Raw genomic sequence first — 13854 nt, forward strand, 5'->3', positions numbered from 1 at the left:
CGCGTCCTCCCAACCTCAGTTAAATCTCTATTTAACCCACCCCTTAGCAAACTGCACTGCAGCATCCAAAAGCGGTGACGACGAGTCCTTTCTCCACGCAATGCCTACCTCTTTTACAATCCGTTCCTCCAGTTTAAGTTCTGTCACTCCATTCAGGGAACGGGAGAGGAATTCTTCGGAAGGGAGGAAAGCGATTCCCAGCCCGCCCTGGACCATATAGAGGCCGGTGGTTGGGCTGCCGGACCGGCAGACGATGTTCGGTTCGAAACCGGCGTCGCGGCAGGCGTTCAGGCAAAGCTCCGATGCCACCTGGCCGCTCTGATGAAAAATAAAGTGTTCATCCTTCAGCTCTGACAGGCTCACAATACCCCGTTTTGCCAGAGGATGGAGACTGGGAACCGCCAGGGAATAGTAGTCTTCTCCCAGCTTTGCGAAGTCCAGGCTGGACGGCAGTTCAGTCAGGGGCCTGTTTAAGAAACCCAGATCAATTTTGCGTTCCAGCAGCAGGTCCACCAGGCGGTGTGTGCCGTCCTGAAGGATATTGACTGAGATATCCGGGTAATTATAACAGAAGGAGGACAGCATATCACCGAAATCGATACATTGCAGACTGGTGATAATCCCAAGTGTCAGACTGCCTTTGTGGAGGCCTGCGTAGAAGGCCATTTCCGCTTCCAGTGCTTCGGTGCGGCGGATGATCTCCCGGGCGCGTATTACAAACTCCTTACCCGCCTCGGTCAGAGTCGCGCCCCGTGAATTGCGGTAAAACAAGGTGATGCCCAACTCTCTTTCCAGTTTGGCAATCTGCTGGGACAGAGCTGGCTGTCCCACGTGGCAGGCTTGGGCAGCCAGGGAAAAATTACCCAGGTCTGCTACGGCCAGAACATAATTCATAGTATAAATTTCCATCAGGTTTCCTCCATTTTGCGTCCGCGGTATTCGCTCATCAGAATTCCGTTTATCTCCTCCGGTGTTTCCAGGCATCCGTTTGAAAGCCAGTGTTTAATAATCGCAGTGATACCGCTCTTGAAAAATTCACAGTGGTAATCAATAAAACGGTTGCCGAAGTGATCCCGAGCCAGAGCGGTATCATATTTAAAAATTTTGTATTGGTTGTCATAGCCCAGTTTAAAGTAGGTATTGTAGAAAGGCTGATTTTCTTTGATATGGCGGAACAGGGGCAGATAATCATTGCTGTTATAGCCGCCGGCAATTTCAGACCGATATAAATCGTTTAGGTTATCCTCCAGTGTTTCCCGTATTGTATCCGCCAATTGATAGATATCCATATAATTGGCGTAAAATGTACTTCGGTTTAATCCGGCTTTTTTACAGATATCGGAGACCGTTATTTCGTTCAGTGATTTTGTCTGAAGCAGTTCGATAAAAATATTCTCAATCGCGTCTCTTGATGCCCGTCTCCGCCGGTTGTTTTTAATATTCATAAAACCTCCCCACTTTTTAAGTCCTGCGGCGCTATTACTCCAACACGGATGATAATGATGCGGAGTGCTTTTTGACTGTGATTTTATTATAGTATAAATATAATAAACAAACAACTGTTGAGATAATAAAAGTAAGGTGAAACCTTATGAAAAGAGCAGTTTTACAGCAATGGTAATGGGAACAGTCAGCGGAGTATTATTTGCGGTTGGGATGTGCATTGCTTTGCTGCCGGAGTGGGGAGCGTTCAACCGGGGGATTATGACAGGCTGTTGTTTTTTCTTATTATCATTTTTACTGATAGTAACTGTCAGGAAGATGAATTGGATCTTTCCTTACAGGTGTAGTAAGATCAGTACAGAAACAAGAACTGAACTGAATAGCCTGCCAACCCGGGAGCGGCTTCAAAGTACAGGAAATAAATATGGCAATATTTAGGGAAAGGATTGAATTATGGAAAATCGCAATTATTTTACAGAGCGTGACGTGGAACGTCTGGAAACACAGGCAGTCCAAATCAGGCAGGATATCATCTCCATGATCCATTCGGCAAAAGCCGGTCATCCGGGTGGTTCTCTGTCAGCGGTAGAAATGGTGACAGCCCTGTATTTTCACGTAATGAATATAAAGCCGGAGGAGCCGCAGTGGGCGGACCGTGACAGGTTCATCCTCTCCAAAGGCCACTCCTGCCCGGTGCTGTACGCATCGCTGGCGCGCCGGGGATTCTTCGACCCCGCACTCCTGAACACCCTGCGTCAGTATCACTCCATTCTCCAGGGGCACCCGGATATGAATAAAGTACCGGGAATCGATATGTCGGCCGGTTCATTGGGGAACGGTTTATCGGTTGGCGTTGGCATGGCCCTGTCGGCCAGACTCCATCATCAGAATTATATGACCTACGTCATGCTGGGGGACGGAGAGATACAGGAAGGCATGGTTTGGGAGGCAGCCATGGCGGCAAGCCACCATAACCTGAAAAACCTGGTGGCAATTGTGGATTGTAACGGAGTCCAGATTAATGGCTGGGTAAACGACATCATGACGGTGGAACCGCTGGGAGATAAATGGCGTTCCTTCGGATGGCGGGTAGTGGAAGTAAACGGACATAACATGAAAGATATATTAACAGCCCTGCATACGGCAAAGACAATGCGCTGTCCAACCGTGATTCTGATGCGGACCGTCAAAGGAAAAGGAGTTTCCTTTATGGAGGATGACTCATCCTGGCATGGAGCCGCGCCGGATGATGAACAGCTTGTCAAAGCGATTGCAGAGATTGAGGAAGGAGGTGTTGTGTGATGGCAAAAACACTTGCGACAAGAATGGCATTCGGCCATGAACTGATAGAGATAGCAAAGACCAATGAGAATTTTGTGGTCTGCAACGCCGACACTAAAGCATGCGGCCTGGAAAAGTTCGGAAAAGATTTTCCGGAAAGAGAATTTTCCTTTGGAATCGCCGAGCAGAACATGGTGGGCGGAGCAGCCGGACTGGCAGCCTGCGGTAATAAAGTATTTCTTGCGACATTTGCGGTATTTGCATCCATGAGAGCCTGCGAGCAGGTAAGAACTTTCGTGTGTTATCCGAATTTGAACGTTACCGTGATTGGCACACATACAGGGCTGCAGGTCGGCGGAGACGGAGCCACCCACGCCGCGATAGAGGATGTGGCGATTATGCGCTCCTTCCCCAACATGACTGTGGTGCAGCCCGCCGATGCAGTGGCGGCAAAAGCCCTGGCACACGCTGCAGTAGATTTTAAAGGACCTCTCTATGTGAGGCTCCATAGGAACCCGGTAGCCGATATCTATGATCCGGCAATCTACCGGTTCGAATGGGGGAAAGCAAATACCGTAGTAGATTACGGAAACGATATGACGATGATAGTATCCGGCATTCTGCTGAAAAAAGCGCTGGATGCAGCCAAGATATTAAAAGAACAGGGCATCCTTGTAAGAGTGCTTGATATGGCGACCATAAAACCGTTGGATCATGAGGCGGTAATTAAGGCGGCCAGAGAGACAGGAGCCATCATGACGATTGAGGATCATACAATTTTAGGCGGTCTTGGTTCGGCAGTAGCGGAAGTGCTGGTTGAAAATGAGCCGGTTCCGATGCAGAGGATTGGTGTTCAGGATAAGTTTGGTGAATCAGGTGATCCGGAACTGCTCTACCGTGACCACGGAATGGATGTGGACTCCATCGTGGCAAAGGCAAAAGAACTTACAACCAGGAAGAAATAGCCGGGAGACAGGGAACCATTAAAGGTTACTGTTCACACCCCGCCAAAAAACGGCATGATGCGAACAATAACATGCTTCGCGATGCACAGAAACGGCGAAAAACACCGTTTCGCGCCGTGTAACTCAGGATTTTCGTGCGAAATGCGCACAAAAACACCTCGCGGGAGACTGCCTGTGAACAGTAACTATTAAAGTGTCAATCACATCAGAAAGGAAGAATTTCTTATGAAAGCACCGCATGTATGCATATTACAGACCAGTTTTGCCAAAAGGGAGGATACAATTGCGTTTCTTAAAGCGAAAGTCCCCAATGTAAAAGTGGAATTTATCACCGACAGCACCCTGCTGAGTGATGTCCGCGCGGCCAAAGGCCCGACCCAGGCCGTCATTGACAGAATGACGCTGTATGCTAAGGCAGCGGAGATATCAGGAGCGGATCTGATTGTAAACTCCTGTTCAACCGTAGGAGAAGTAGCCGATATTTATGCAAAGGAAGTAGGCATCCCGGTCATGAAGGTGGACCTTCCGATGGCGCAGGAGGCAGTCCGGCTGGGATCGAAAATCGCCCTGATTGCCACAGTGGAAACCACCCTGGGGCCAAGCCAGCGTTTAATTGAGAAAATTGGCGCGGAGCAGGGAAAGAAGATGGAGTGTACCCAGTATCTGCAAAATGCGGCATGGGCGGCGCTGCAGGACGGTCATCCGGAGGAGCATAACCGAATTCTGATGGCAAACATCAGAGAGCTTGACAAAATGGGATACGACGCTATTGTTATGGCACAGGTATCCATGAGGGCACTGCTGCCTGACCTTGAAGACATAAAGACACCTTTACTCTGCAGTTTCTTTTCCGGTTACAGCGCAGTAGCTGATAAGCTGAATGAGATTGCGGCAGCCAATGAATAGAAAACACCTTGCGGAACATTACCGTGTGTACAGTAACGAAATTAAACCAGGAATAACGGAGGAAATCAAAATGAGCAAGAAATTGGTATCTGATTTATTAGTAGATTATCTGGAGCGCAGAGGCGTTACCAAATTATTCGGCCTTTGCGGTCATACCGTAATCGGAATGCTGGACGCTTTGTCCCGCAGTGAAAAAATCGAATACATAGGAACGAGGCACGAGAGCGTTGCCTCCACCGCAGCCGACGGCTATGCCCGTGTAACCCATAAGGCGTCCGTAGTAATGTGCCACCTCGGACCAGGCCTTACCAATGTAATTACAGGTGTTGCCAACGCTTCACTGGATTCCATTCCTATGGTTGTGATTGCCGGTGACGTTCCGAGCTATTACTATGGCCGTCATCCGCACCAGGAAGTGCAGATGCACGCTGACGGCGACCAGTACAAACTTCTGGAGCCGGTAGTGAAAAGAGCATGGAGAGTAGACGATGTTGAGGCATTCCCCGACATTCTCGACAAGGCGTTCCGTCTGGCTGAATCCGGCCGTCCGGGACCGGTCCTTGTGGATGTTCCGATGGATATGTTCTCGAGAGAAATGGATGAAGACCTGTGGGCGCGCACACATAAAGGAAACCTTGTAACCATGCGTCCGGCTCTTGATCCGGCAGCGGCAAAAGCCATTGCAAAAAGACTGGCCCGGGCCAAAAACCCGGTTCTCCACGCCGGCGGAGGCATTCTGCTGTCACAGGCGTCAGAGGAACTGGCCGCTTTGGCGGAATATCTCGATATCCCGGTGTCCCGTACACTGGCCGGACAGGGCTGTCTTTCCGACCTGCACCCGCTGATGATTGGACAGACCGGTTTCTGGGGACTGGAATTCACACACTCCCTTACAACAAATGCCGATGTAATCCTGGGACTGGGAACAAGATTCGGCGAGGCAGACAGCTCAAGCTGGTATCAGGGCGTTACATTTGACCCGGATAAGACGACCTTCCTTCAGATTGACATTGACCCGATGGAGATCGGCCGCAACTATCCGGTGGAAATCGGCGCAATGGGAGACCTGAAGATTGGCCTGGGACAGATTCTTGAGGAAGTGAAAAAGCTTTGTCCGGAGGGTAGAAATAATCCTGAATTACGTGCCAGAATCGCAAGAGCCAAAGCAGACTTCAAACAGTCCAACGCTGCGATTTCAAGCGACAGCCGTTTCCCGATGACGCCTCAGCGGATTCTCAAGGATGTCAAAGAAGTAATCCCGGAGGATGCAGTAATCTTTACAGATGTAGGCTGGAACAAGAATGGCGTTGCACAGGAATTTGACATCACCATTCCTGGAACCATTCATCACTCTTCCGGTCTTGCTACGATGGGATTCGGACCTTCCGCAGTTCTCGGCGGCAAGGTTGCTGCACCGGACAAAATCGTTATCAACCTGACGGGAGACGGCGGCTTCGGCATTAATCCGTCCTGTCTGGCGACGGCCGTAGAGCATGGCATTGCCTGTACCTGGGTCGTAATGAACAACTCCGCATTCGGAACCATCGCAGGCCTTGAAAATGCAAACTATAAGACGAAATTCGGCACGGTATTCTATAAACCGGACGGAGAGCGTTACACCATCTGCTGGGCGGATGTTGCAAAATCCTATGGAATCGAGTCCATCTGTGTTAATTCGGCCGAAGAGTTCAAACCTGCTTTGGAGAAGGCTATTGCCGCCAACAAAGAGGGACGTCCGTTCCTGGTTGAAGCTCCGATGGAAAATATCGTCGTACCGACACCCGGCTGCTGGAATATCAATGATATTTATACACCAAACGCATTCGTAAAAGAGGGTAAACTTGTGAAAAAGGAAAATGGCCGTTACGTTGCTCCAAGCCATTCCAAATCACACGACGGCTGCTTAAATTAAACACAGAAGTTCGTATTCCGGGTTTCCTATACTTAAAGTTCCGTTTGACGAAACCCGGAAGACGGACTCCTGGTTATCAGGAGGTTAATGATGGAAAAAATGTTTTCACTTGCCTATCTGACCGTACCGGGAACCCATCCGGCTGATCAGATTGAAATCGCAGCCCGCTGCGGCTATGAGGGAGTCAGCCTGCGGCCCATATCCATGAAGCTGCCCGGAGAGCCTGATTTTCGTCTGGCGAATCCGGTGATATATCAAAATGTGAAGTCGGCTCTTAACCGTACCGGCGTTAAACTTCTGGATATCGAGCTGGCCAGGGTTGGAGACGGAATTGACGTATCGGCTTATGAGGCAGATTTTGAAAAGGCGGCAGAGCTGGGAGCCCGCTATGTGATATCAAGCGTATGGAGCCCAGACAGGGAGTATTCCCTGGCCCAGCTTGAGACAATTTGTGATATGGCACAGAAATATAATTTGCTGGTTAACCTGGAGTTTATGGCATTTGCCAATGTCCGTACACTGGAGGAATCTTTGGTGGTAATGGATCAGGTAAACCGGCCAAATTTAAGGCTCATGGTAGATACGCTTCATGCACACCGGGCAGGAGTGACTCAGGAGATGCTTAAGAAGGTTCCGGCAGAGAAATTCGGCTTTGTCCATCTCTGCGACGGTCCGGCCTGGATTCCTCCGGACGATCACCCTGATATGGCGGGTGTGGCCCGTTCGGCCCGGCTTTACGTCGGAGAAGGGGGAATTGATATTGCCGGAATGCTGCATGGGATAGCGGAAATTCCTTATTATTCGATTGAACTTCCCAATGCCGCTGAAATAGAAGCAGGGGGCAAGCTGGCTCATGCCGCGCGCTGCCTTGATACGGCCAAACGTTACCTTACGGCCAATGGGCTGTTGTAGAGGAGGAAGACAATGAAATTTTTTATTGACACGGCCAATGTGGATGAAATCAGAGAGGCCGGCGCCATGGGGATTATCTGCGGAGTGACGACCAATCCCTCACTGATTGCAAAGGAAGGCCGCAATTTCAATGAGGTTATAAAAGAGATTACAGAGATAGTGGACGGCCCGGTATCCGGGGAAGTTAAGGCCACTACGGAAAAAGCGGAGGATATGGTTGCGGAGGGCCGTGAGATTGCGGCTATCCACCCGAACATGGTCGTCAAGATTCCGATGACGGCGGAAGGTCTGAAAGCGGTGAAAATACTTTCAGCAGAAGGGATCAAAACGAACGTAACGCTGGTTTTTACGGCAAACCAGGCTCTTCTGGCAGCCAGGGCGGGCGCGTCCTATGTGTCCCCGTTTCTCGGAAGACTGGATGATATCTCCACGGACGGAACAGAGCTGATCCGTGATATTGTACAGATTTTCGACAATTATCCGGAAATCACGACGGAAATCATCTGTGCCTCGACAAGACATCCGCTGCATATCACGGATTGCGCGAAGGCGGGCGCCGATATCGCCACTGTGCCTTATAAGGTTCTGATGCAGATGGTCAGACATCCCCTGACGGATGAGGGAATTGACAAGTTCAGGAAAGATTACCTGGCGGTATTTGGAGAATAGTAACAATTAGCAGGTACGGGCCTTCAGCCGGATAACGGCAGGAGGCCCGAATTCAAATTAACAGGCAAATTTAAATGAAAGGCAATGAGATGCCGCCGCTTATGCGGCCCGCAGCGGGCGTTCGCCCAATCTTGATTGCCGGAAAAGAGGTTATAATGGAAATCCTGGAATTAAAAAAGAAGGCCAATGAAGTCCGCAGAGGAATTCTGACCGCCGTGCATGCGGCGAAATCCGGCCATCCCGGCGGTTCACTCTCCGCTGCTGATATTTTTACATATCTGTATTTTGAAGAAATGAATATCGATCCATCCAGGCCGGATATGGAAGGCCGGGATCGCTTTGTATTATCAAAGGGCCATAATGCGCCGGGACTGTACGCTGTTCTGGCAGAGCGGGGGTATTTTCCCAAGAAGGATTTGCTCACGCTGCGCCAAATCGGTTCTTACCTTCAGGGGCATCCTGATATGAAACATATCAAAGGCGTGGATATGTCCAGCGGCTCTCTGGGGCAGGGGATCTCGGCAGCGGTCGGGATGGCACTGGCGGCAAAGATGGACGGTGCGGCGTACCGCGTATACGCGCTTCTTGGAGACGGGGAGCTGCAGGAAGGCCAGGTCTGGGAGGCGGCCATGTTTGCAGGTTACCGGGAGCTGGATAATCTGGTGGTGATCGTGGACAATAACAATCTGCAGATTGACGGCTCTATTGATGAGGTATGCTCCGCATACCCGATAGACGAAAAATTCAAGGCGTTTAATTTCCACGTGATTTGTGTGAAAGACGGAAACGATATGGCGCAGCTTCATGAGGCGTTCCTGGAAGCGGCCAAAGTCAAAGGAAAACCAACCGCCATCATTGCGGAGACTATAAAGGGGAAAGGAATCTCCTTTATGGAAGACAAGGCGTCCTGGCATGGTAAAGCGCCGAATGACGAGGAATACTGCCGGGCCATGGATGATCTCACGGCGATTGACGAGATGCTGGAAGAGGAAGAAAAAACAGTAGAGAAGCAGTCTGCCGCAGCTGCCGGGAAGGAGGAGAACGCAAATGGAAAATAAGAAAATTGCGACCAGGGAAAGCTACGGCAATGCCCTGGCGGAACTGGGTAAAACACATGAGAATCTGGTGGTGCTTGACGCCGATCTGGCGGAGGCAACCAAAACAGCCATTTTCCGGGGGGTGTTTCCGGAACGTCATATCGACTGCGGGATTGCGGAGTGTAATATGATTGGGATTGCGGCCGGTCTGGCGGCATCGGGAAAGGTACCGTTTGCCAGCTCCTTTGCCATGTTTGCAGCAGGGAGGGCCTTTGAACAGGTGCGGAATTCTGTGGGTTACCCTCATCTCAATGTTAAGATTGCGGCGACCCATGCCGGGATTTCCGTGGGAGAGGACGGAGCCACCCACCAGTGCAACGAGGATATAGCGCTGATGCGGACGATACCGGGAATGACTGTGATCTGCCCGTCCGATGACGTGGAGGCAAAAGCTGCGGTGAAGGCGGCTTATGAGCATGACGGACCTGTGTATCTGAGATTCGGCCGGCTGCCGGTTCCCGTCATCAATGATACGGATGATTACCATTTTGAACTGGGAAAGGGTATCACACTGCGGGAAGGAACCGACTTGACCATCGTATCAACGGGCCTGTGCGTTCCGGCATGTCTTGACGCGGCCCGGGCTCTGGAGCGTGACGGAATCAGCGCCGGTGTAATCAATATCCATACAATCAAGCCGATCGATGAAGAGCTTCTGATACAGGCGGCTAAGAGAACCGGGAAGGTTGTCACGGTGGAGGAACATTCCGTCATTGGGGGACTGGGAAGCGCCGTCGCCGACGTGCTCTCCGAGAATTACCCGGTACCGGTGCATAAAATCGGTATCCGTGATGTATTTGGAGAATCAGGACCGGCTCAGGAGCTTCTTAAAAAGTACGGCCTGGATGCGGAGGGAATCGAGGTTAAAATTCGTATCTGGCTGTCTTCAGGCGATAATTTGTAACAGTTCAGACAGCATGAACTGTTACGGCATTGGGCTAATTAAAATCGCTGTGCGATGAGCCGAATACCTGCGGCCACTACCTTTTCACACGTTCGGCGCAGTAAATGCGCAGATTCCCCGCCAAAAAGGGGCGTGCTGCCGTGCGAACAGTAACCATAGAATCTCTCTATAAAAACGAGAGAATTCTGGTATTAGACTTTTACCTTCTGTTCCCTTATACTGAAATTACCGAAAGGACAGGTACAGAATAAACCATATAATGTAAAGGAGAGATGTTGTTATGGCTAAAGAAGTAACACCAGAGCAGATCCAGATGATCGAAGAGATGGTAGCGCGCGCGCGCGTAGCTGCAGACATTATCGCTACATATGACCAGGAAACGGTTGACCGCCTTTGTCAGGCAGTTGCCGCCGCAGTATGCGATATGAAAGTATGGGCGCCAATTTGTGACGAGGCAGTTGATGAGACAGGTCTCGGCGACAAAGTAACAAAGAGAAACAAACGCAACAAAATTAAATTAATCCTGAGAGACTGTCTGCGCAACAAGAGTGTCGGCATCATTGAAGAAAATCCGGAAAAAGGTCTTGTTAAGTATGCTAAACCAGTCGGCGTTATCGCTTCCCTGGTTCCTACTACAAACCCATGTTTAACACCGGCAGGCCAGATTATCTACGCTATCAAGGCAAGAGACGTAATGATCTGCTCCCCGCATCCGCGTGCAAAAGTTGTAACAAATAAATGTATTGATATCATCCGCGAAGTTCTGGTTCGTGAAGGCGCACCGGCTGATATCATCCAGGGAATCAAAGAGCCGTCCATCTCCCTGACCAATGAGCTGATGAAACGTGCAGACCTGATTATCGCTACAGGCGGCCGTCCAATGGTTAAATCTGCTTACTCCGCAGGTGTGCCGGCATACGGTTCAGGCGCAGGAAATGCAACAGTTATCATCGACGATACCTGTAACACACCGGAGCGTCAGAGAGAAGCTGCAAGCAACACACGTATTTCCAAGACTTCCGACTTCGGTTCCGGCTGCTCCTGTGACGGAAACCTGGTTATCCACGAGTCCATCTATGACGACTTCGTAAAAGCTCTGGAAGCAGAAGGCGCTTACCTGGCAAATGAGGAAGAGGCAGAGATGCTTAAAAAGGTTATGTGGGATGAGACAGGCCACCGTCTTCCGCAGACCGTTGCTATCAGCCCTCAGAAACTGGCTCTCACAGCAGGCTTTGAGATTCCGGAAGACCGCAAATTCATCGCAGTAACAGGCGGCGGAATCAATGAAATCGGTAAAGAGTTCTTCTTCTCCAGCGAGAAGCTGACAACTCTGTTAAGCCTCTTCAAATATGAAGGTGAATTCGAGAACGCGCTTACCATGATGCAGGCTATCTTCAACGTAGGCGGAAAAGGCCACTCCTGTGGTATCTACTCCTTCGATGATGAGCATATCCACAGACTCGGCATGGCTGCACCTGTATCCCGTATCATGGTCCGCCAGCCAAACAACAAGGGCAACTCCGGTTCCGCTACAAACGGAATGCCTCCGACATCTTCCATGGGCTGCGGAACATGGGGCGGAAATATCGTTTCCGAGAACATTGCATTAAAGCACTACATGAACACAACATGGGTAGCACGTCCTCTTCCGGAAGATATGCCGTCCAATGAAGAGCTGTTCGGTGAATTCTTTAAACCTGGTATGGACGAAGAATAATAGCCGGGAAAAATGTTCAGACTTAAATTTGTAGTATCAAAACTCCTTAGATTGATAGTGATAGTTTACGTTAAACAGTATTAGCCAGATCGTGAATTTATAAAATGCCGGTCCGCCTGGAATGGACCGGCAGGCGGTGAAAACGTTACTGTTCACACCATGCCAAAAAACGGCAAGCCGTAAACAGTAACGTGAAAACTCCTCCCTCACGTGTTTTACACCGCCGATGAATGAAAGAACGATGAATAGAAACAGGCCACAGGGCGGCGGACAGCTCTGTGGCCTGTTTCTGGTGGAGCATACATAAAACGCATAAGGCATCCGATTTCGCGGATGCCTTATGCGATCAAGTTCTATTTATAAGTTATTGATAAATGTCGAAAGTAAGTCTGCGGGGAGCTGGCCCGGTGCAGAAGAATTACCTGCCGTTCCGAATGTAATGGAGGAGCCGAACACGCTGCCGCATACCCGGCTGACTGCGCCCTGTCCGCCCATGGACATGGTGATCACAGGAGTTTCATTATGCTCCTCCTGCATCGTGAGGGTGGCGTCAAGCAGAGTCAGTACATCTCTGGCGCACTGAGGGGTAACGGCATACTTGACGATATCCGCGCCGAGTTTCTGCATCTGACAGAGATGATATACAATCCGCTCCTTAGACGGAGTGGAAGCAAAGTCATGGAGGGAACCGATAATATGCATCCCTGCTTTATGCGCCGCGTCTCTTATCGTCTTCATGGCATCTTCGCCTCTGGACAGTTCCACGTCAACTAAATCCATCAGTCCGGTATCTATGACGGAAGTGAGCAGTTTTACATGGCCCTCCGTGTCAATATCTAACTTGCCGCCTTCGACGCTGGTTCTGGCGGTAAAAAGGATTGGTGTGTTGCCAAGCTGCTCCCGGAGAAAGGACATTGCCTGAAATCGTTTTTGCGGATCTTCGATATCGTTAAAAAAGTCTGCGCGCCACTCAACCATATCAAAAGGTGCGCTCTTTAATTCATTAACGGATTTACTAAGTTCCTCGATGTTTGCATCGGTGAGAGGAATACAGATTTTTGGAATTCCTTCGCCGAATACAACGTTTCTGATTTTTACGATGTTTTTCATGGCAATCTTCTCCTAAATTTGATTTAAAACAATAGTTTTTAAAATATTGTTTACAGTATAAATGCAGATTGCCAAATAGTCAAGAGTTTTATGCATTAAACTACTAAAAATTAACGCTTTAAAGTATGTTAGTAAAATTACATCAGAAAGAAGACATATTTTGTTACGTCAGCAGCTGTTCCGGGAGGTGTTTTTTATTTTTCAGCGTTCCGGCCGGTATTCATGTATAAGAGAAATCCATTCATTCATAAAAGGTGGGATCCATTTATCTTTACAATGGAGGATCTGGCTATAATAGATTTGAGGAGGGATGTTTACGCTGATCTGGGCAAGGCGCTGCTGCTTTATATAATCCGAGACAGAATATTCTGGTAAAAACGCAATTCCCATGCCCCGGCTGACGAGTTCTGCAATTGCGATAGTGCTGTCAACGATTAACGGATGCTGCAGCGACAGATTATGAGAAAAGGCCAGCTGGTTTAATCTTCCATAACAGGTCCCTGAAAGTTCTGTTACAATAAAAGGATAACTCAGCACATTTTCGAGAGATACGCCATGTTCGCCGGCCAGCGGATGATCCGGGGCTGAGATAAAGACCAGATTTTCTTTTCGTTTATAACAGCAATGGAAGTCGGGGTCCATATTCAGCTCCCCGGATATATAAAGCATATCTAACTGTCCCTGCCGGAGCAGAGGCAGCAGTTCATAGAGCTGTCCCATTTTTAAATGGACTTCAATATTTTTATAATGGGCTTTAAACAGAGGGAAAATATGCTGTGTGGTGCCGGACAGCAGAGATTCCAGGAGCCCTATTCGCAAAGTGCCCTTCATTTCTTCCGGATTTTTCCCCACATTATTAACCCGCTGCATGATTTGCAAAACTTCGTTTGCGTAGATAAAGAAATTTTGGCTCTTTGTCAATAGTTGGGGTGGGATTT

Annotated in this window: 13 protein-coding genes; 9 read left to right on the plus strand and 4 right to left on the minus strand. The window is 49.4% G+C overall.

Going from position 1 to position 13854, the window contains the following annotated elements; translation table 11 throughout:
• Positions 1 to 27 precede the first annotated feature (27 nt).
• The gene (locus CLOSYM_RS00210) at positions 28 to 909 is read right to left on the minus strand and encodes a LysR family transcriptional regulator (RefSeq protein WP_003504758.1); all 882 of its coding nucleotides are present in this window, start codon (positions 907 to 909) and stop codon (positions 28 to 30) included.
• A complete protein-coding gene (locus tag CLOSYM_RS00215; protein WP_021640485.1) occupies positions 909 to 1445 on the minus strand; it encodes a TetR/AcrR family transcriptional regulator in 537 nt (178 codons plus the stop codon). Before CLOSYM_RS00215 ends, CLOSYM_RS00210 begins: the two co-directional genes overlap by 1 nt.
• A 451-nt stretch (positions 1446 to 1896) precedes the next feature.
• Between CLOSYM_RS00215 and CLOSYM_RS00225 the strand changes: the two genes are divergently transcribed.
• From CLOSYM_RS00225 to CLOSYM_RS00265, 9 genes are all read left to right on the plus strand, one after another.
• On the plus strand, positions 1897 to 2745 hold the full coding sequence (locus CLOSYM_RS00225) for a transketolase (RefSeq protein ID WP_003504762.1): 849 nt from the start codon (positions 1897 to 1899) through the stop codon (positions 2743 to 2745).
• Positions 2745 to 3689 carry a transketolase family protein gene (locus tag CLOSYM_RS00230; RefSeq protein WP_021640486.1) on the plus strand — a complete coding sequence of 315 codons (945 nt, stop codon included), beginning with the start codon at positions 2745 to 2747 and terminating at the stop codon, positions 3687 to 3689. Before CLOSYM_RS00225 ends, CLOSYM_RS00230 begins: the two co-directional genes overlap by 1 nt.
• 225 nt (positions 3690 to 3914) lie before the next feature.
• Positions 3915 to 4595, plus strand: coding sequence for an aspartate/glutamate racemase family protein (locus CLOSYM_RS00235; RefSeq protein WP_009298874.1), 681 nt, complete (start codon positions 3915 to 3917; stop codon positions 4593 to 4595).
• A 70-nt stretch (positions 4596 to 4665) separates the two neighbouring features.
• Positions 4666 to 6507, plus strand: a complete 1842-nt coding sequence (locus tag CLOSYM_RS00240; protein WP_044902002.1) for a thiamine pyrophosphate-binding protein — start codon at positions 4666 to 4668, stop codon at positions 6505 to 6507.
• A gap of 87 nt (positions 6508 to 6594) precedes the next feature.
• The gene (locus CLOSYM_RS00245; RefSeq protein WP_021640488.1) at positions 6595 to 7419 is read left to right on the plus strand and encodes a sugar phosphate isomerase/epimerase family protein; all 825 of its coding nucleotides are present in this window, start codon (positions 6595 to 6597) and stop codon (positions 7417 to 7419) included.
• A gap of 12 nt (positions 7420 to 7431) precedes the next feature.
• Complete coding sequence (fsa, locus tag CLOSYM_RS00250; RefSeq protein WP_003504770.1) at positions 7432 to 8088, plus strand: fructose-6-phosphate aldolase; 657 nt, start codon at positions 7432 to 7434, stop codon at positions 8086 to 8088.
• 155 nt (positions 8089 to 8243) lie between these two features.
• The gene (locus CLOSYM_RS00255; protein ID WP_044902003.1) at positions 8244 to 9146 is read left to right on the plus strand and encodes a transketolase; all 903 of its coding nucleotides are present in this window, start codon (positions 8244 to 8246) and stop codon (positions 9144 to 9146) included.
• Positions 9136 to 10089, plus strand: coding sequence for a transketolase family protein (locus CLOSYM_RS00260; RefSeq protein WP_003504772.1), 954 nt, complete (start codon positions 9136 to 9138; stop codon positions 10087 to 10089). The genes CLOSYM_RS00255 and CLOSYM_RS00260 overlap by 11 nt, the downstream gene beginning before the upstream one ends.
• Positions 10090 to 10369: 280 nt before the next feature.
• Entirely contained in the window at positions 10370 to 11806 is a 1437-nt protein-coding gene (locus CLOSYM_RS00265) for an aldehyde dehydrogenase family protein (protein WP_003504773.1), read from the plus strand.
• Positions 11807 to 12163: 357 nt separating this feature from the next.
• Here CLOSYM_RS00265 and aroD read toward each other — a convergent pair whose 3' ends face one another.
• A complete protein-coding gene (gene aroD / locus CLOSYM_RS00270) occupies positions 12164 to 12916 on the minus strand; it encodes a type I 3-dehydroquinate dehydratase (RefSeq protein WP_003504775.1) in 753 nt (250 codons plus the stop codon).
• A gap of 201 nt (positions 12917 to 13117) precedes the next feature.
• A partial coding sequence (locus CLOSYM_RS00275) for a substrate-binding domain-containing protein (RefSeq protein WP_021640490.1) occupies positions 13118 to 13854 on the minus strand: 737 nt, incomplete at its 5' end.

It is taken from the genome of [Clostridium] symbiosum ATCC 14940 (assembly GCF_000466485.1).
GTDB lineage: Bacteria > Bacillota > Clostridia > Lachnospirales > Lachnospiraceae > Otoolea > Otoolea symbiosa.

What these genes read in the sequence shown, in the direction of transcription:
- CLOSYM_RS00210 (WP_003504758.1), bottom strand. Translation starts at nt 909, where the DNA reads ATGGAAATTTATACTATGAATTATGTTCTGGCCGTAGCAGACCTGGGT.
- CLOSYM_RS00215 (WP_021640485.1), bottom strand. Translation starts at nt 1,445, where the DNA reads ATGAATATTAAAAACAACCGGCGGAGACGGGCATCAAGAGACGCGATT.
- CLOSYM_RS00225 (WP_003504762.1), top strand. Translation starts at nt 1,897, where the DNA reads ATGGAAAATCGCAATTATTTTACAGAGCGTGACGTGGAACGTCTGGAA.
- CLOSYM_RS00230 (WP_021640486.1), top strand. Translation starts at nt 2,745, where the DNA reads ATGGCAAAAACACTTGCGACAAGAATGGCATTCGGCCATGAACTGATA.
- CLOSYM_RS00235 (WP_009298874.1), top strand. Translation starts at nt 3,915, where the DNA reads ATGAAAGCACCGCATGTATGCATATTACAGACCAGTTTTGCCAAAAGG.
- CLOSYM_RS00240 (WP_044902002.1), top strand. Translation starts at nt 4,666, where the DNA reads ATGAGCAAGAAATTGGTATCTGATTTATTAGTAGATTATCTGGAGCGC.
- CLOSYM_RS00245 (WP_021640488.1), top strand. Translation starts at nt 6,595, where the DNA reads ATGATGGAAAAAATGTTTTCACTTGCCTATCTGACCGTACCGGGAACC.
- fsa (WP_003504770.1), top strand. Translation starts at nt 7,432, where the DNA reads ATGAAATTTTTTATTGACACGGCCAATGTGGATGAAATCAGAGAGGCC.
- CLOSYM_RS00255 (WP_044902003.1), top strand. Translation starts at nt 8,244, where the DNA reads ATGGAAATCCTGGAATTAAAAAAGAAGGCCAATGAAGTCCGCAGAGGA.
- CLOSYM_RS00260 (WP_003504772.1), top strand. Translation starts at nt 9,136, where the DNA reads ATGGAAAATAAGAAAATTGCGACCAGGGAAAGCTACGGCAATGCCCTG.
- CLOSYM_RS00265 (WP_003504773.1), top strand. Translation starts at nt 10,370, where the DNA reads ATGGCTAAAGAAGTAACACCAGAGCAGATCCAGATGATCGAAGAGATG.
- aroD (WP_003504775.1), bottom strand. Translation starts at nt 12,916, where the DNA reads ATGAAAAACATCGTAAAAATCAGAAACGTTGTATTCGGCGAAGGAATT.